Below are 17,966 nucleotides of genomic sequence, written 5' to 3'. Positions count from 1 at the left end.
AGGGAGTGTCTGACGCTAGGTCCCCCTTCACCTCTGTCCTCAAGCTCGTGCTTGCTATCCCTGCAGCAGCGCTTGCGGTCGCCCTGTGCCTCGCGCCCGTCGTCGGGCTCGGGGGGGTCGCCCTCGCCCGCACGGACGAGACGATGAAGTCGAACCTGCTCGATCTCACCAGCGGAAGCGTTCCCGGCGTCACCACGATTACCGACGTCAACGGCACGCCCATGGCCTGGCTCTACTCCCAACGCCGCTACGAGGTGGCCAGCGAGGACATCTCGCAGTACGCCAAAGACGCGCTCGTGGCCACAGAGGACCGCCGCTTCTATGCCCACGACGGCGTGGACATGCAGGGTTTCGCGCGCGCCATTGTGACCAACGTGCTCGCCGGCTCGGTGGAGCAGGGTGCGTCGACGATCAACCAGCAGTACGTAAAGAACTACCTCTGGCTGATCAACGCGGAGACGGAGGACGAAGCCCGCGCAGCGACGGAGCAATCCATCCCCCGCAAGCTGCGGGAAATGCGCATGGCCTCGGACCTGAACAAGACGCTAAGCAAGGACGAGATTCTCACCCGGTACCTCAACCTCGTCTCCTTTGGCAACCACTCCTATGGCATCGAGGCAGCCGCGCTCACATACTTCGGCATCCCCGCCCGCAACCTCGGCCCGGCCCAGGCGGCCCTGCTCATCGGCCTGCTCCAGTCCGTGGAATACCTCAACCCCTACACCAACGTCGAGGACGCCACCGAGCGACGCAACACCGTCCTGACGAACATGGCCAACGAGGGCTACCTCAGCCAAGCCGAGGCCGACGCGGCCATCGCCTCCCCGCTCGGCATTTTGCCGGAGCCGCAGGGTCTTGCCGACGGCTGCATCGCCGCCGGAGACAACGGCTTCCTCTGCGACTACGCCCTGAACTACCTAGCGGAGAAGGGCTTGCCCATCGAGGAGCTGGAAAAGGGGTCCTACACCATCACCACCACTCTGGACCCCGCCATTCAGGCCAGCACGGTCCAGGCGGTGCGCTCCAACGTCAGCCCCACGACCGACGGGGTCGCCGAGGTCCTCAACGTCATCACGCCGGGAAGCGATTCCCATGACATCGCCGCCATGGCCTCTTCGCGCTACTACGGTTTGGACCTCGACAGCTCACAGACCCTGATGCCCCAGGGCTCGTCGATGGTAGGCAACGGCGCCGGTTCCGTATTCAAGATTTTCACGGCGGGTGTCGCCTTGGAGCAGGGCCTTGGCCTCGACACCATGCTGGACACCCCGACACGCGCGGTGGTTTACGGGATGGGCGCCGGCGGGGCCGCGAACTGCCCCGCGGGCGCGTACTGCGTGGAAAACGCGGGGACCTACGCGCCCCAGCTCAGCCTTCGCGACGCCCTGGCGCAATCCCCCAACACGACGTTCATCCAGCTCATTCAGAAAGTCGGCGTGACGCCGACCGTCGATATGGCGATCCGCCTCGGACTACGCTCCTACGACGACGAGGGCAGCTACGACGGCACCCGCTCCGTGCGTCAGGCCGTCGAGGAGGAGAACATGGGCTCGTTCACCCTCGGCCCGACCGCGGTCAACGCGCTAGAGCTCTCCAACGTGGCGGCGACGATCGCCTCCGGCGGCCGGTGGTGTGAGCCCAACCCGATCGTCAGCGTGAAGGACAAACTGGGGCAGGAGGTCTACATCGACCGCCCGGCGTGTGAACAGGCGGTCAGCCCAGACATCGCGGGCGCGCTGGCTCAGGGCATGTCCGAAGACGCCAAGAGTGGTACTGCCAAGGCTGCCGCGACCGCAGCCGGATGGACGACACCGGTTGCATCCAAAACAGGAACGACGGAATCCCACCAGTCCTCCGCCTTCCTCGGATTCACCCAGGGCGTGGCGGGAGCGGCCTATATCTTCAACGATGGAACGCAAACCACAGCACTGTGCACGAGCCCCGTGCGCCAATGCAGCTCCGGCACGCTCTACGGCGGCGATGAGGCAGCACGCTCCTGGTTCCAGATGGCTAACGGTGCACCGGGCGCCCGTGAGGCGGGTCTGCCCAGCTCCAACCAAGTATATAACCGCGGAACGCGCCGCGCGGCGATCGACCAGGTGGTCGGCCTGAGCAAGAGCGCGGCGCGCACGCAGCTGGAGCAGGCCGGTTTCACCGTGACCACGCGCACGGTCTCCGGCAACGGCACCCCCGCAGACACCGTCATCTCGGCAGAAGCGGCGGATTCCGGAGTCGGCCGCGGATCCCTGGTCACGCTCAACGTCTCCGACGGCTCCCCGGCGCGCACGCGGAGCACGACACCAACGACACCCTCCCCCACCCCGACACAGGCGCCGGGCCCGGACCTCGAAGAGCTTTCACGCACGCTTAACGACGCCCGGAACGCCTTCAATTCCCTCCTGAACCAGTAGCGCCCTACTGAGAGAGGTGGGCCTTAACCGCCTCGGAGAGCCGCTTGCCGTCGACTCGCCCCGCGGCCTTTGCCGTGGCCGCCTTCATCACCTGGCCCATCTGCGCCATGGAATGGGCGCCCGTCTCCGCGACCGCTTCGTCAACGAGGGCGGCCAGAGCACCGTCGTCAAGCTGCTGCGGCTGGTACGCCTCGAGGACCTCAGCTTCGGCGAGCTCGTTGTCGGCGAGGTCGTCGCGCCCGTTGATGCGGTAAATGTCCGCCGACTCGCGGCGCTTCTTAATCTCGCGGGCGACGATGCTGATGATGTCGTTGTCGTCAACCTCGTGCTTCGACCCCTCGGTCTCCGCGGCCTGAATGGCGGCGAGCAGCATACGGATCGTGCCCGTGCGCACCTTTTCCTTGGCCTTCATCGATTCCTTCAGGTCAGCGCGGATTCTCTCTTTGAGCTCACTCATGCCCCCGAGAGTACGCGACGGCACAGACACGAAAGGCGCCCAGCGGGGCTCTCCACATCGGCCCAGTAACGTGGAACGGGTGAAAACTTCGCGAGTGATCCTGTCCCTTGCCGGCTCGACCGCGGCCGTCGGCGCCCTCGCGCTCGCCGCGGGCAACCGTGAACTGCGACAGTTCCGTTTGAAGACGTACGAGCTGCCCATCTTGGAGCCCGGTACCCTGCGCGGGTCGAAGGACTTCACCATTCTCCACGTGTCGGATTTGCACATGATCCCCGGCCAGGAGACTAAAGTCGCGTGGGTCTCGGCTCTCGACGCGCTAAACCCCGACCTGGTGATCAACACCGGTGACAACCTCTCCGACCCGGCGGGGGTGCCTTGGGTGCTCGACGCGCTGGGCCCGCTGTTGGACAGACCGGGCGCCTTCGTCTTTGGTACGAACGATTACTGGGCCCCCCGGCCCGTCAACCCCGTGAAGTACCTGCTGGACCAGAAGCGGGAGCCGTCGTACATAGACCTGCCGTGGAAGGGGATGCGAGCAGCCTTTATCGAACGCGGCTGGCAGGATGCGACGCATCGCCGGCTGGAGTTTAAGGCGGGTGGGCTGAAGCTGGCGCTGGCGGGGGTGGATGACCCGCACCACGACTTAGACGACTACTCGCAGGTCGCGGGCGCTCCCAACCCTGACGCCGACCTTTCCATCGCGTTGCTCCACGCCCCCTACCGCAAGGTGCTCTCCGCCTTCGAGGCTGACGGTTACGACCTTGCCCTAGCCGGCCACACCCACGGCGGCCAGATTTGCCTGCCCGGTGAGCGTGCGATCGTGACCAACGCGGACATCGACGCTGCGCGCGCATCGGGGCTGCATCGCTTTGGGCGGATGTGGATGGAGGTCTCCAACGGGCTGGGCACCTCGAAGTACGCGCCAGTGCGCATCTTCTGCCGTCCCTCCGCCGCACTGCTGCGCATGAGTGAGCGAAAGCACTGAGACCTGCAGTTTTGGCCTCAGGGAGGGGCTGCACTAAAGTATCCCCAGTACCGGGATATGGCGCAGCTTGGTAGCGCGCTTCGTTCGGGACGAAGAGGTCGCAGGTTCAAATCCTGTTATCCCGACCACGGTCAACCGGCGTTCTTCACTCTTTCACAGAGGGGGGAGCGCCGGTTTTTCGCGCCACCCCCACAAGGACATGATTTCCAATGGAGCGCCGCTTTCTCTCCGGGCAACTGCCCGGCGGACTCGTCCGCAAAACTGCCCAGGTGTGCACGAAGCGTCGTCACCATGGGCTGTCAGGACGGGATTGTGGTTACCAAGACGGTGAGTTCCGCACACTCCCGTCGCGGGGTGTCCGGTTCGTTTTAAACGCGGGCACGAGCCCCACAGCAGCCAAGGCGGCGCTTAGCGCGATTCCCAGCCACATGGCGTGCGGCGCCCCACCGTTGCCGGCCGCCGACAACGCGGCCGTGACCCAGTGCATCGGCATCGCGCTCGACACCGCCTCGGCGATGTCGCCTGCCGCGCCCGTCGTCGCGGACTTCCATACCCAACCGACCACACCGATTTGGATGGTGACGAGCGCGGCCGCCACCCCCAAGCCAACCCGGGGCCCACACGTCGAAAATATGGCGCGCGACAGGCCCGCGGAAGCAAGGGCGCCGGCGACAAGCGCCACCGCTCCCACCGCCTGGGCGGTAGCACTCAGACCGGAGCCCACGATGACGGCGAGCACGTAACCCACCAGCGCGAAAAAGACCGCACCGCCCCCAATGACCCACCGGTTGCGCTGGGAGCCGAGGAGGAAACCGCCGCAAACGACGAGGGCGGCGAGCAGCATGGCGGCGAGCGGGGCAAGGGTCGATGTCGGGGAGGCTTCCGTTGTCGCCTCCGCCTCACCGGCCTGGGCGGCCGGCAACGCGCGCTGCACCGCGTCGATCTTCTCAGAGGTCAGGCCCGCCATCGTGTCGATCTGCGCCGCACCATCACGCAGCTGTCCGATTCCCTCGCCCGCGGCGTCGGCACCCGTATCCAGCCGGGACAACCCGCTGGCCAGGTCGGCGGCTCCCTTCGTCGCTGAGTAGATCCCGTCGTGGTAGCCGTAACCGGGAACGGCGAGCTGGTTGGCTACCTCCCGTGATCCCGACTTCAGCTGGTTCATCTGCGCCACCACGTCGGCAGGAATCTCCGCCGTGCGGGCCTGCTCACGCAAGTTGGTCAGGGTCTCGCGCGCTTGCACAATATCCGGCTCTCGGGAGTTGCCCATCTTGGCCAGCGCCGAGTCGATGCTGGCCACCACCTGGCCGCGCACCGCCTCGAACCCGACGACCTGGTCCACCACTCCCCCCACCGCGTCGGCGACCTGCGTCGCCCCGTCGGCCAGCTGGCCGGTGCCCGCCTGGATTTCCACCATCCCGTCCGCGAGTTGCTGCGCGCCGTCGTGGGCGGACCCGATGCCGTCGAGAAGTTGCTGCGACTGGTCGTCGAGTTGTGCAGAGCCGTCTTTGAGCTTGACTGTCCCCTGGGTGAGGAAGCCCGCCTGGCTGTCGGCCTCCCCCGCAGCTCGGCGGGCGGCGACGAGCTCGTCCGAGGTGGCGGTTACCGTTGGTGCCCCCTCCGCCCCGTCACTGTGCGTCCACGTGCTCGCGGGTGTCAGGGGGAGGAACGCGCCAGCAGTGCAAAGCACCACGGCTGCCGGTAAACGCCACTTCATGCCACGAAATATAACGCCGGCGACCGGCTAAGCAGACAAGGCGCACCGACGTCTGCGCTGGCGCCACTATGAGGCTGTCGGGCTGGGTTGCTACCCTTAGCCTAGCTTTTCCCAACCCAGAGAACCTGACGTCAAGCCCCGGAGCTCACATGACTCTCCCCCTCGTGCTCGTGTTGGTCGGTGCTGCAGTGGTCCTCGCGCCGCCGCTCGTGCGCGTGTTGGACAGGCGTGCCGGCTGGCCGCTCGCGCTTCTCCTCTTCGCCGCCGCGGGCGTTCTCGCCCGCCGATACCCGGAGGTCGCGGCGGGCGCGCCTTTGACGTGGAGTGTGCCCTGGGCACGGGGTATTCTCGGCCCGTCCACGAGCGTTGACCTCGCGTTGCGCGCCGACGGGCTAGGCATGTTCTTTGCGCTTCTCGCCCTCGTCATCGGTGGCGTTGTGTTCATCTACTCGGCGGCCTACCTGCCGCGGCGCGAGGGCAACACGAGCTTCTACACGCTCATGACGGCGTTTACCTTCTCCGTCCTGCTGCTCGTGCTGAGCAACGATGTCGTCGTCCTCTTCGTGTCCTGGGAGCTGGTGTCCATTGCCTCGTTCCTCCTCATCGCCCGCTCCGGGTCGGGCGGTCAGGCCGGTTCGTATCGCACTCTCATCCTCACCTTCTTCGGCGGGTTGACGCTGCTTGCGGCCCTGGCGGTCGCGGCTGTGGCCACCGGCACGACCCGTCTAGATGGGATCCTCGACTCACCGGTGTGGTCCGCCCGTCCGGGCCTGACCACCGTGGTCGCCCTCCTTGTTGCGGTCTCCGCCTTCACTAAGGCCGCGCAGTTCCCCTTCCACTTCTGGCTGCCGGAGGCGATGGCTGCGGCCACCCCAGTCTCCGCCTTCCTCCACGCGGCGGCAGTGGTCAAGGCCGGTATCTACGTGCTGCTTCGCTTCTCGACGATCTTCGCCGACGCACCCGTGTGGCACTGGCTCCTGGTCACAGTCGGGTTGTTTACGGCGGCGATGTCCGCGGTCTTCGCGATCACGAAGACGGACCTTAAACACCTCACCGCCTACTCCACGGTCTCCCACCTGGGGTGGATTGTCGCCGCGATCGGCATTGGCTCCCCTCTGGCACTCGCGGCTGCGGTGACGCACACACTGGCCCACGCGCTGTTCAAGTCCAGTCTTTTCATGCTCATCGGCGTGGTTGACCACGAGGCGGGAACGCGTGATATCCGCCGGCTAGGCAGGCTGTACGACAAAATGCCGTGGACGTTCGTGTCCGTGGTTATCTCCGCGGCGTCGATGGCGGCCGTTCCCCCGCTGTTCGGGTTCGTGTCCAAAGAGTCGATCCTCGCCGCGTTTGCAGAAACCCCGGGAACCGGTACGTTCTTGCTGGTCGTTGCGGGGTGCGCAGCATTCCTCACCTTCGTCTACTCCGCGAAGATCGTCTTCGGCGCCTTCGTGGACGGGCCACGGGACATGACAGGTGTCCACGAGGCGCCTGTCTCCCTCTGGCTCCCCGCAGCCCTGCCCGGCCTCATGTCGGCGGTGCTTCCCCTGATGCTGTCCCGCGTCGACGGGCCCATCAACGCCGCGGTCGCCTCCATCACCCAGGGGGAGGAAGCGCACCTCGCCCTCTGGCACGGCGTCACCGCACCGTTCGTCGTGTCAATGGCGGTGCTGGTGGGTGGCATCATCTTCGTGTTCAAACGCGCCGGCATCTACGAGGCGCTGAACAATCGAGCCCTGCTGCCCACCGACGGCAACGCTGCGCTTCACGGCCTAGTGGGAGCGCTGAGTTCCGCTGGACGTGGGCTCGGGGCGATGGCAAACGGCTTCAACCCCTCCCGCCACCTGCTCTGGCTCATCGCGGCCGTTGTCGCCCTAGGCGCTAGCGCGATCGCGCTGCCCGGCATCGACGGTGCCACGCCCGCCCCGCGTGTCGACGGGTTGACCAACTGGTGGGACCTCATCCCGTTTGCCATCATCTCGATGTCGGTCCTAGCGCTGGTGACCACGCGCAGCCGGTTGGCCGCGGCGGTCCTGCTCGGCACCGTGGGCGTTGGTATGACGCTCCAGATGTTCCTACTCAGCGCGCCGGACGTGGCTCTCACCCAGTTCGCCGTGGAGGCGCTCACGGTCGTGGTGATCATGATGGTGGTGCGCTACCAGCCCCGCTCTTTCCCCGAAACCCCACGCGCGCGGAAATGGGCCGCGGCCGCCCTGGCCCTCCTCGCCGGAGTCGTCGCCTTCGCCGGGGTCTACGGCCTCACCGGGCGCCGGGAGCGCTCGGATCTGGCGCTGTGGTACCTCACCGAAGGCGGTCGGCTCACGGGGGCGGACAATATCGTCGCGGTCATCATCGTTGAGTTCCGCGGTTTCGATACGCTCGGTGAGCTCTCCGTGCTTGGCATGGCCGCCGTGGTCATCCTCGCCGTCACCCGCTCGATGCCGCGCCACATGTTCGAGGCCGGTACCCGCCCCCGCCCCTTCGGCCAGTCCCAGCTGAACTCGGTGCCACTGCGCAAGGCGAGCGCGCTAGTCGTCCCGGTTCTGCTCGTTTTGTCCGTGCTGATCTTCTTCCGCGGGCACACCGCCCCCGGGGGCGGGTTTGTCGCCGCGCTGGTCATGGCCACAGCGTTTGCGTTGAACTACCTCTCGCGCGGCGCGGACAACTACGTGGTCCGGGAGCTATCCCCCTCGCGTTTGGCCGGCTGGGGGATCATCATCGCCATCAGCTCCGGGTTCCTCGGCTTCCTGGAGGGCGGGTTCATGTACGCCATCCACGGCGAAATCGCCGGCGAGCACCTAACCACCTCACTTATCTTTGACTTCGGTATTTACCTCGCGGTGCTGGGCATGATCACCCAGGCCATCAACCAGCTGGGTGGCTATCTTCGCCCGGGCACGGAGGTGGAAAACCTCACCTACCGCCGCGGGGGACCCAACCCCCTGCCCGATGTGCCCCAGCCGGAGCAGCCGGACAACACGGCCCCCGCTCACCCAGAGCCCATCAACCCTGCCGACGACCCGCAGCCCGTCGGGCGGAAAGAGTTCTAGCATGATCATGGCTTTGACCATTGCCGTCCTCGTGGCAGGCGCCGTCTACCTAGTGCTGCAACGAGGTATGGTCCGCATCATCTTCGGCATGTCCCTGTTCGGGCACGCCACGAACCTGACGCTACTGGCCACGGGCGTGGGGGCCTGGCGCGGCGAGGATTTCCCCTCGCGCACCCCCCTCTCCGACATGGCTGATCCCCTCCCCCAGGCGTTCGTTCTCACCGCCATCGTCATCGCGATGGCGACCACGACGATCCTCCTCATGCTCTCCTCCCTCGGCTGGGACGACGACACGGTGTCGCGCCCGCCCGAAACGGAACCCGACGTGCTCCGCCCCTCGGCCCTCTCCACCGCGGGTCGTTCGGCCCGCCTGAATCCCAAGAAGCTCAACGAGTTGGAGGAAACCCCGTGACCGTGGACGCGCTCCTTCCCGTCTTCGTGGCGCTGCCGCTCATCGTGTCGGCCGTGACAGCGCTCAACCCGCTCAAGCGACTTAACGACGCGTTGGGGCTGCTGATCCCGGCCATCAACCTCGCCGGCGGCGTGTGGCTCTACCTCTATACCTCCCGCCACGGCACGATCGCCCACGTCATTGGCCTCTACCAGGGCGGGGTGGGCATCTCCTTCGCCGGGGATCGCTTCTCCGCGCTCATGATCATCGCCGCAATGACGGTCGCGATCGCCGCCAACTGGTTCGCCATCGCTGCCGGAGAAACCACGGCGCGCTACTACACGCCGCTGACCCTGGTGCTCGTCACGGGTGTGAGCGGTGCGCTGCTTACGGCGGACCTATTCAACTTCTTCGTCATGATCGAGGTCATGCTGCTGCCGTCGTACGGGCTGATCGCGATGACCGGGACCCGCCATCGCCTCCTCTCGGCGCGCATGTTCGTGCTGTTTAACCTGGCGGCGTCGACCCTCCTCGTCATGGGTGTCGGGTATATCTACGCCGTCACGGGGGCGGTGAACCTCGGAGCGCTGCGGGGTGCCGCGGCCGGCAACGGCCCGGTCACCGTGGCGGCGGGGATCGTCGTCATCGCCATCGCGTCCAAAGCGGCCGTCTTCCCCGTCCATACCTGGCTGCCGCGCACGTACCCGTCAACGTCAGCCTCGGTCATGGGGTTGTTCTCGGGCCTGCACACCAAGGTCGCGGTGTACATGCTCTACCGACTTTGGGTGACCCTGTTCGACATGGATGGGCGCTGGAGCACCTTCATCATCGTCGTGATGGTGATCTCCATGATGGTGGGTGGCTTCGCGGGGCTGGCGGAGACGTCGATACGCCGCGTGCTCGCCTACCAAATGGTGGGGGGCATGCCGTTCATCCTGGTCATGCTCGCGTTTACCGACGCCTCCCCGCGCCAGGCCCTGGCGGCCGGCCTGCTCTACACGGTGCACCACATGGTCACCGTCGCCGCGTTGGTGTTGAACTCCGGGGCGGTGGAGGAAACGTACGGCACCGGTTCGCTATCCAAGTTGGCGGGCCTGGCGCGGCGCGATCCCTTAACCTCCGCGGTGTTCGCCGCGGGCGCGTTCTCCATCGTCGGCTTCCCCCCGTTTTCCGGTTTGTTCGGCAAGGTCACGCTCATGATGGCCGCTGTCGCGCCCGGTGACTGGCGGTCGTGGGTCGTGGTCACCGCCATCATCATCGCCTCCTTCGGTGCGCTCCTGTCCATGATGCGCGTGTGGAAGGACGTGTTCTGGGGTCGTCCGATGCAGAATTACCCGGCGGCGTTGAATGTGGCGCCCCGACTCCTGGCCCCTTCCGCGGTCCTCATGGCACTGTCGGTGGTGATGTTCCTGGCTGCGGGTCCGTTGTGGTCGGCCTCGTTGGCGGCCACCGATAGCTTGTTGGATGTCGACGGCTACGCGGCCGCCGTGCTCGGGGACAACCCGATTGGCGTCCCCGATGTAGCAACGTTGCAGGAAGGAGTGAAGTGATGGCGGGCAAAGGTCCGGGCACTGTTCTAGGGCGCATCGGCCACGCGGTCGGGTACGCGGGTTGGCTGGTCAAGGAGATTTTTGCTGCGGGCGTCGGCGCTACCGTCGCGGCGTTTAGCCCTGACGCGGGAATGAAGCCCATCATTATCTTCTACCCTCTGCGCATTCGCTCGGACTGGGAGCGGTTTTGGTTTTCCACGTCCATTACCGCGACCCCGGGGACGCTCTCCATCGGGTTTCGCCACGACCCAGACCACGCGGAGCGGAAAATCCTCCTCGTTCAAGCCGTCTTCGGCGCCGACCCGATCGAACAGATCGAGGGCCTACGTCAGATGGAAGAGCACCTCGCCCCCTGGGTCGCCTCGCTTCCTTTCGACGCCACAGCGGTACCGTGGCGCGCATACCGCGATCTTGGCCCCGATACCCCGCCCGAGGATCTCCCTTCCGCAGAAAGGTTGGACTAGACGTGTTCGCACTGATTATGAACACCTGCATCGTCGTGATCACTCTGAGCTTGCTCATCGGGTTGGCCGCGTTGATCCTGACCAAGGACGAGCTCTCCCGCGCGGTGATGGCCGACTTGGTGTTTTACGGCATGGTTTCCATCTACTTCATCTGGACGCTCACCCACGATTCCTCCATTGGTTACGAGGTCGCGGTGCTCGCCGGCCTCGTCTGCGGGGCGATCCCCACGATGTCGATGGCCCGCATTATTTCCCGGGGGCGGCGCTGATGACGGTCATGACACTGAGCGAGATTATCGTCGCCCTCCTCGTCGTGGCGGCCACGATCTTCACGGTAGCCACGGCCGTGCTTCAGCTTCGAGCGCCGGACGCGCTGACGCGCGCGAATCTCCTCGGGCCTCTCGTGTGTCTCGCGTTCCCCCTGCTCATCGTGGCAAAGCTCATCCGCTCTTGGGCGACCGCCGGGTTTGATGTCTCCGACTTCCTGCGCGCCCTGTTGTCCCTGGCAGGCGTGTGGATCATCGCCTCCGTAGCCAGTTTCGTTATTGGGCGCTCGATTTACGGTTTCACCGTCGTCGATAAGGTGCCGCCCGAGATGGGTGCTGAGTCATAGGGTCATAGGAAAACCCGCCGGAGCGCGTTCACGCTCTGGCGGGTCTAGGGGGGCTGGGGGGCTAGGGGGCTAGCGCACGACTAGAAGACGGAAGACTGCTCTTCCTTCTCGTCGAGGCCCGCCTCCTCGCGCTTGCGAGCGAGCTCCGCGCGCAAACGCAGCTCGAGGTCCTTATCGACGTTGCCCCAGTAGGCGAACGTGCGCTCCTCAACGTCCTTGTCCTCGATGGGCAGCATCTTGTTCGTCACGTTGTGGACGAAGCGAGCACGTGCCGCGTCGTCGAAGACCTCACGGTAGAGGGTGCCGGCCTGGCCGAAGTCGTCGTCTTCCGCGTGCTTGACGTAGGCGGCGCGGACGAGATCGGTGCCGTGCGGGTCCGGGTTGACGTAGAGGTTCTCCGCCTGCCCGTAATCCGTGTGGTTGGAGGAGGAGTCCTCCCCGTTGTCCAGGTAGCCAGCGCCCTTGGAGGTGCGGTTCGGGCTGTAGTTCGGCTCACCCTCGTTGGAGAAGAAGTAAGCCATCGGGCCGCGCTCCGCGTAGGTGTTCACCTCGTTGATCGGGCGGTTGACCGGCAGGTCCTTGTAGTTCGGCCCGATGCGGTAGCGGTGCTGGTCCGCGTAGGCGAAGGCGCGTCCCTGCAGCATACGGTCCGGGGAAAGGCCCACACCCGGAACGAGGTTGCTGGGGTCTAGGGCGAGCTGCTCGATCTGTGCGTGGTAGTTCTTCGGGTTGCGGTTGAGCACGAAGTAACCCACATCAACCAGCGGGTAGTCCTTCTGGGACCAGACCTTGGTCAGGTCGAAGGGGTTGAAGCGGTAGTTCTCCGCGTCCTCGAACGGCATGATCTGCACCTTGACGTCCCAGGCGGGGAAGTCGCCACGCTCAATCGCGTCGAAGAGGTCTTGGCGGTGGTAGTCGGCGTTCTTGCCGGCCATCTCCGTGGCTTCTTCCTCGGTGAAGGTCTCCCAGCCCTGGCGCGTCTTGAAGTGGTACTTGATCCACACCGCATCGCCCTCTTCGTTGACCCACTGGAAGGTGTGGGAACCGAAGCCGTCCTGGTGGCGCGAGGTCTTCGGGGTACCACGGTCGCCCAGCAGGTAGGTCACCTGGTGCGCGGACTCCGGGGTGCGGGACCAGAAGTCCCACTGCATCTCGTCGTTACGCAGGCCGGAGTGGGGCTGACGTTTCTGCGAGTGGATGAAGTCCGGGAACTTCATCGGGTCGCGCAGGAAGAAGGTCGGCGTGTTGTTGCCGACGATGTCGTAGTTGCCGTCCTCGGTGTAGAAGCGCAGGGCGAAACCGTGCACGTCGCGCCAGGTGTCGGGAGACCCGACCTCACCAGCCACGGTGGAGAAACGGATCGCCAGCGGGGTGACGGCACCCGGCTGGAAGAGCTTGGCCTTGGTGTAGCGGGAAACATCGGAGGTGATGTGCAGCTCACCGAAGGCGCCGTGGCCCTTCGCGTGCGGGATGCGCTCCGGTACGTTCTCGCGGTTGAAGTGGGCGAGCTTCTCAATCAGGTGAATGTCGTTGAGGACATTCGGGCCCTGGCGACCCGCGGTAACGGAGATGTTCTCCGAGGCGACCGGCTGGCCGCCCAGCTGGGTCGTCCTGCCATTGCCAGCAGGGCGTTCACCGCGTTCGACGATGTCCTCCGCCTTCGATGTGTCTGCCATAATGTCGGCCTCCTCTTGCCTTCAAAAAGCGTTGGTTATGAAAAACGTGCAATTTATATCTTACGTGTAGGCAATTGGCCCGGCAACGAGTTTCACCCCCTATTTACCGCCCACAGTGGGCCCACCCCCGGCTGGTAATCTCTCCACCTGTGAGCAGCCGGAACGACGAGTACGTGACCGAACTCGCCCTCCGGGCGGGACGCGGTGACAAGGCCGCTCTTTCCCAGTTCATCCGCGCCACCCAGGACGATGTGTGGCGCCTCCTCGCCCACCTCGCCGGGCGCGAGCAGGCGGATGACCTGACTCAGGAGACGTACCTGCGGGTCCTCGGGGCCCTTCCCCGTTTCGCCGCGCGATCGTCGGCACGCACCTGGCTCCTTTCCCTCGCCCGGCGCGCGTGGATCGATTCGGTCCGCCACGACATGGCCCGGCCACGCAAATCCGTCGCGGAGTACGACACCGTAGCGGCCACACAACCGAGCCCGGATAACCCCAACACCTGGTCGGAGATGATGGACGCGCGCTCGCTTCTCGACGCCCTCCCGGCGGAACGGAGAGAGGCGCTCATCCTCACCCAGGTGCTCGGTTACACGTACGAAGAAGCCGCGCGAATTTCCGGGGTGCGGGTGGGAACCATTCGTTCTCGGGTCGCCAGGGCGCGCCGAGACATGGTTGCTGAGGTGGACGGGGCCTAGGAGGGGCGGCCTATCCTAGCTGGAAAAGAGCCCGGACACGAGGCCGCGGAGCTGGTCGATCCAGTTCTTCGAGTTATTATCGCTGGCGGGCTGCGGCTGCTGCGCCACAACGATGTTGAAAGAGCCCTTGCTGCCATCGGAGCGCTCCACCGTAATGGTGGCAACACTTCCGGACTCCGCGGTGGACGGGACGGTCAAGCGGAGACTGCCGTCTTTGCTTAACACGCTCCAACCCGCCGGCAGTGGCGGCTCGGAGGCGACCGTGTAGCTCACGCCGTCCTCGGCCGCCAGGGTAAGGGTGCTCCCAGGCTCGACGGCGACGTCATCGAGGTCGTCGAGGTTCGCAGCAGGCGAGACGCTCGTTGTGGCCGCGGCGCTTTCCGCTCCCGCGGGCGCTGCCGGAGTGGCTAGGCAAAGAGCCACTGCCGCTGCGCACGTCGCGGCCCGCACGCGGTGGGAAAAAGTCATGCGTTCCATTGTCATCTCCGCCTCAGCCTGCGCAAGCAGGTTTATCGGACTGAGACCAAAATGTGAGGCAATCCGTGGCCCACGGCGCGGCCACGCTACACCAGCAACTCGGCAATTTGGATCGTGTTCAGCGCCGCGCCTTTGCGCAAATTGTCGCCTGAGACGACGAAGACGAGGCCGCGGTTGCCGTCGACAACCTGGTCCTGGCGAATGCGGCCGACGACGGACTCGTCCTTCCCGGTTGCTTCGAGCGGGGTGGGAACCTCGACCACGCGCACACCCGGTGCCGACTCGAGAGCGGCGTGCGCCTCCTGCGGGGTGATAGCTCGGTCGAACTCGGCGTGGACGACCATGGTGTGGCCGGTGAAGACGGGAACGCGAACGCACGTCCCGGACACTTTAAGGTCCGGCAGGCCCATGATTTTGCGCGATTCGTTGCGCAACTTCTGCTCCTCGTCGGTCTCTAGAGAGCCGTCGTCGACGAGAGTGCCGGCCAGCGGAACCACGTTGTACGCGATGGGCGCAACGTAGGGAGCGGTGTCGGCGGTGGCCGCTGCGGAACCGTCGCGGGACAGCTCGCGGTTGCGCTCCCCCACCTGAGCGACCTGGTTCGCCAACACCTCCACACCCGCCAGGCCCGAACCGGAAACGGCCTGGTAGGAGGCAACGCGCATGGTGTTCAGGCCAGCGACGTCGTGAAGAGCCTTTGCTACCGGCATGATGGCCATCGTGGTGCAGTTCGGGTTGGCGATGATCCCTTTGGGCAGGTCGCGCGCCTTGTCCGGGTTGACCTCGGTCACGATGAGGGGCACCTCCGGGTCACCCCTCCACGCGGAGGAGTTGTCCACTACTTTCGCGCCCGCCTCAGCGAACACGGGGGCCCACTGGCGCGAGGTGCCTCCGCCCGCGGAAAACAGTGCGATGTCCACGTCAGCAACGGACTCCGGGATGATCTGCGTGAGATCCTCCACCACAATTTCCTCGCCCCGGAATTCCAGCGTGCTGCCCGCCGAGCGGGGGGAGGCGAAAAACCTCACCTTATCTGCCGGGAAGTTGCGTTCCTGCAGGATCGCGCGCATGACGCGCCCGACCTGCCCGGTAGCTCCGACGACTGCGATGGTGGTCAAGGCGAACCTTTCTTCTGGGGTGGGTGGTGAGGGGCGTCGATTAGCGGCCCGTGCCCGCGTACACGACGGCAGGCTCGTCACCGCCGAGGTCGAACCTCTCGTGGATGGCGCGTGCGGCGGTGGCCAGGTCCTGCTGACGGACCACGGCGGTGATGCGGATTTCAGAGGTGGTGATCATCTCGATGTTGATGCCGGCGTCACGCAGCGCTTCGGTGAAGTCGGCCGTCACCCCCGGGTGGGATTTCATGCCCGCCCCGACGAGGGACACCTTGCCAATCCCGTCGTTGTAGGTCAGATCGTCCCACCCCTCGGCCTGGCGCAGCTCTTCCAGCAGGTCGATAACGCGGGCGCGGTCCGCCGTGGGCAGCGTAAAGGTGATGTCCGTTTTGTGGTCCTCGCTCGAAGAGATGTTCTGCAGGACCATGTCGATGTTGATTTCCGCGTCCGCGAGCGCGCGGAAGATCTTCGCCGCCTCGCCCGGCGTGTCGGGGATGCCCAGCAGGGTGATCTTGGCTTCGGAGTCGTCGGTGGCAACTCCGGACAGGACGGCTTCTTCCACGGGAATATCCTCCAATGCTCCGGCGACGAGCGTGCCGGGGTCGTTACTGTATGACGAGCGAACGCGCAGGGCGACGTTGAATGCGCGGGCGTATTCCACGCTGCGCAGGACGAGGATCTTCGACCCCGAGGCTGCCAACTCAAGCATCTCCTCGAAGCAGAGCTGGTCCAGCTTCTGCGCGCTGGGGACGATCCGTGGATCGGCGGTGTACACGCCGTCGACGTCCGAGTAGATCTCGCACACGTCGGCCCCCATCGCCGCGGCCAGCGCGACCGCAGTGGTATCGGACCCGCCACGGCCCAAAGTGGTCACGTCGCGGGTGTCGCGGTTAACACCCTGGAACCCGGCCACGATGGCAACTTTGCCCTGGTCGACGGCCTCCTGCACTCGCCCCGGGGTGACCTCAATAATCCGCGCGTTGCCGTGGCGCTCCGTCGTGATCACTCCGGCCTGGGAGCCGGTGAAGGACTGCACCTCCGCGCCGTGGGAGGCGACCGCCATGGCCACAAGCGAGTTGGAAATGCGTTCCCCGGCGGTCAGCAACATGTCCATTTCCCGCGCGGGCGGGGTGGGGTTGACCTGAGCCGCGAGGTCGAGCAGCTCGTCGGTGGTGTCACCCATCGCGGAGCACACGACCACGACGTCGTTGCCGGCGTCGCGGGTGGCCACGATGCGCTGCGCAACGGCACGGATACGCTCGGCGCTTTCGAGGGAGGAGCCTCCGTACTTCTGGACGATCAATGCCATCCTGCCACGCCACCTTCCGAGTCGTCGTCGCTGCGCTAGTCCACTACCGTTACCGCCCTGATACTACAAGGCGCGTCCTGCCTTATGGTTGTCTGTCGTGCACAACAACTTCCTGGCAGTCACCTTCGCGCTGACGTCGGCGCTGCTGATCGCGGTGGGCACAGTGTGGCGCCACCGCATCCTGCGGACGGGGCTGGCGCAGACGGAAGCAAACCCCTCCCCCCTCGAGTCGCTGGGCCGGCCCTCCTGGTGGATGTCGCTGGCGCTCGCCTTTGCCGCCTACGGCATGCAGGCAGTCGCCCTCGCATTCGGGTCGCTTCTAGTTGTCCAACCGGTTCTCGTGCTCTCGCTGATGCTCACGCTCGTCCTCTCCGCGCGCGTGGAGCGCCGGAGAATGGAGGCCGACGAGACGTTCTGGGCGCTTCTTCTCACCGCGTGCGTCGGCATCCTTGTCGTGTTGGGCCGCCCGATTCCTGGCGAGCGGTCCGCGTCCAGCTGGGAGTGGGTCTCCCTCGTCGGGGGTGGCATCCTCGTCGGCGCCCTCGTTTTCGCATTCGCTTCTCGACGCCCCCCGGCCGCCCAAGCCCTCCTCTACGGCATCGTCTGCGGCGGGATCTTCGGTTACCTCGCCGTCTTCTCTAAGGTCACGGTGGATGCCTTCGCTAGCGGCGGGGTGCACCAAGTGCTGCACACCTGGCAATTTTGGGCGCTGCTCGCCTCCTCCGCACTGGGCACACTGGTGCAGCAGTTCGCTTTCGGCGCGGGCATGCTCTCCCGCTCGTTGCCCGCGATGAAGATCGTCGAACCCCTCGTCGCCCTGCTCCTCGGCTTCACCGTCTTGGGTGAGCGCCTGGCCGTCTCCAGCGCGCTGGGCTGGCTGGTCATCGGCGCGGCGATTATCGGCATGGTGGGTGCGACGGGCATGCTGTCGCGCCGTCCATCGGCCTGAATGGGGGGAAGTGTTGCGCAGGACAAGGGCACCGCTACACTGTGTCCCATGTCATCGGCAGCACCAGCTGCCCGGGTTCTGCCGGGTCAGCTACTCCTTCTACGCCG

General features: G+C 65.8%; 16 protein-coding genes and 1 tRNA gene. 11 read left to right on the top strand and 6 right to left on the bottom strand.

The window, feature by feature from the left end; translation table 11 throughout:
- The first annotated feature begins 5 nt into the window (after positions 1–5).
- Positions 6–2,411 (top strand): penicillin-binding protein, encoded by a 2,406-nt coding sequence (locus CAPI_RS00660; protein ID WP_018017342.1) that lies wholly within the window; start codon positions 6–8, stop codon positions 2,409–2,411.
- Positions 2,412–2,415: 4 nt separating this feature from the next.
- Here CAPI_RS00660 and CAPI_RS00655 read toward each other — a convergent pair whose 3' ends face one another.
- A complete protein-coding gene (locus tag CAPI_RS00655; protein WP_026157104.1) occupies positions 2,416–2,868 on the bottom strand; it encodes a GatB/YqeY domain-containing protein in 453 nt (150 codons plus the stop codon).
- 79 nt (positions 2,869–2,947) lie between these two features.
- Between CAPI_RS00655 and CAPI_RS00650 the strand changes: the two genes are divergently transcribed.
- Positions 2,948–3,853 carry a metallophosphoesterase gene (locus tag CAPI_RS00650; RefSeq protein WP_018017340.1) on the top strand — a complete coding sequence of 302 codons (906 nt, stop codon included), beginning with the start codon at positions 2,948–2,950 and terminating at the stop codon, positions 3,851–3,853.
- Between the two features lie 51 nt (positions 3,854–3,904).
- Positions 3,905–3,981 (top strand) — tRNA-Pro (locus CAPI_RS00645).
- Positions 3,982–4,169: 188 nt separating this feature from the next.
- Here the strand turns inward: CAPI_RS00645 and CAPI_RS00640 are convergent.
- Positions 4,170–5,570 (bottom strand): membrane protein, encoded by a 1,401-nt coding sequence (locus CAPI_RS00640; protein WP_040356669.1) that lies wholly within the window; start codon positions 5,568–5,570, stop codon positions 4,170–4,172.
- Between the two features lie 149 nt (positions 5,571–5,719).
- On the opposite strand from CAPI_RS00640, the gene CAPI_RS00635 reads away from it, so the two are divergent.
- Genes CAPI_RS00635 through CAPI_RS00610 form a run of 6 tightly spaced genes read left to right on the top strand, consistent with a single transcriptional unit; the run spans position 5,720 to position 11,638 of the window.
- Positions 5,720–8,620, top strand: coding sequence for a DUF4040 family protein (locus CAPI_RS00635; protein ID WP_018017338.1), 2,901 nt, complete (start codon positions 5,720–5,722; stop codon positions 8,618–8,620).
- Position 8,621: 1 nt separating this feature from the next.
- A complete protein-coding gene (locus CAPI_RS00630; RefSeq protein ID WP_018017337.1) occupies positions 8,622–9,032 on the top strand; it encodes a cation:proton antiporter subunit C in 411 nt (136 codons plus the stop codon).
- A complete protein-coding gene (locus CAPI_RS00625) occupies positions 9,029–10,561 on the top strand; it encodes a monovalent cation/H+ antiporter subunit D family protein (protein WP_018017336.1) in 1,533 nt (510 codons plus the stop codon). Before CAPI_RS00630 ends, CAPI_RS00625 begins: the two co-directional genes overlap by 4 nt.
- On the top strand, positions 10,561–11,025 hold the full coding sequence (locus CAPI_RS00620) for a monovalent cation/H+ antiporter subunit E (protein WP_018017335.1): 465 nt from the start codon (positions 10,561–10,563) through the stop codon (positions 11,023–11,025). The genes CAPI_RS00625 and CAPI_RS00620 overlap by 1 nt, the downstream gene beginning before the upstream one ends.
- A 2-nt stretch (positions 11,026–11,027) precedes the next feature.
- Positions 11,028–11,294, top strand: coding sequence for a hypothetical protein (locus CAPI_RS00615; RefSeq protein WP_018017334.1), 267 nt, complete (start codon positions 11,028–11,030; stop codon positions 11,292–11,294).
- Between the two features lie 8 nt (positions 11,295–11,302).
- Positions 11,303–11,638: a Na+/H+ antiporter subunit G gene (locus CAPI_RS00610; RefSeq protein ID WP_026157102.1), complete on the top strand. Its 336-nt coding sequence runs from the start codon at positions 11,303–11,305 to the stop codon at positions 11,636–11,638.
- An 80-nt stretch (positions 11,639–11,718) separates the two neighbouring features.
- Here the strand turns inward: CAPI_RS00610 and CAPI_RS00605 are convergent, their stop codons facing one another.
- Positions 11,719–13,314, bottom strand: a complete 1,596-nt coding sequence (locus tag CAPI_RS00605; RefSeq protein ID WP_018017332.1) for a catalase — start codon at positions 13,312–13,314, stop codon at positions 11,719–11,721.
- Between the two features lie 149 nt (positions 13,315–13,463).
- On the opposite strand from CAPI_RS00605, the gene CAPI_RS00600 reads away from it, so the two are divergent.
- Positions 13,464–14,009, top strand: a complete 546-nt coding sequence (locus CAPI_RS00600; protein WP_018017331.1) for an RNA polymerase sigma factor — start codon at positions 13,464–13,466, stop codon at positions 14,007–14,009.
- A 15-nt stretch (positions 14,010–14,024) separates the two neighbouring features.
- On the opposite strand, the gene CAPI_RS00595 is transcribed toward CAPI_RS00600, so the two are convergent.
- The 3 genes from CAPI_RS00595 to CAPI_RS00585 all read right to left on the bottom strand — a co-directional run bounded on the left by CAPI_RS00595 (position 14,025) and on the right by CAPI_RS00585 (position 16,910).
- The gene (locus tag CAPI_RS00595; protein WP_018017330.1) at positions 14,025–14,477 is read right to left on the bottom strand and encodes a hypothetical protein; all 453 of its coding nucleotides are present in this window, start codon (positions 14,475–14,477) and stop codon (positions 14,025–14,027) included.
- Positions 14,478–14,572: 95 nt separating this feature from the next.
- Positions 14,573–15,604, bottom strand: coding sequence for an aspartate-semialdehyde dehydrogenase (locus CAPI_RS00590; RefSeq protein WP_018017329.1), 1,032 nt, complete (start codon positions 15,602–15,604; stop codon positions 14,573–14,575).
- 40 nt (positions 15,605–15,644) lie between these two features.
- Positions 15,645–16,910: an aspartate kinase gene (locus tag CAPI_RS00585; protein WP_018017328.1), complete on the bottom strand. Its 1,266-nt coding sequence runs from the start codon at positions 16,908–16,910 to the stop codon at positions 15,645–15,647.
- A gap of 97 nt (positions 16,911–17,007) precedes the next feature.
- On the opposite strand from CAPI_RS00585, the gene CAPI_RS00580 reads away from it, so the two are divergent.
- Positions 17,008–17,859, top strand: coding sequence for a DMT family transporter (locus CAPI_RS00580; RefSeq protein WP_018017327.1), 852 nt, complete (start codon positions 17,008–17,010; stop codon positions 17,857–17,859).
- Positions 17,860–17,966: the final 107 nt, after the last annotated feature.

The organism is Corynebacterium capitovis DSM 44611, assembly GCF_030440535.1.
Lineage (GTDB): Bacteria > Actinomycetota > Actinomycetes > Mycobacteriales > Mycobacteriaceae > Corynebacterium > Corynebacterium capitovis.
The sequence above is the reverse complement of the archived record's forward strand: the minus strand, read 5'-3'. Positions and strand labels throughout refer to the sequence as shown.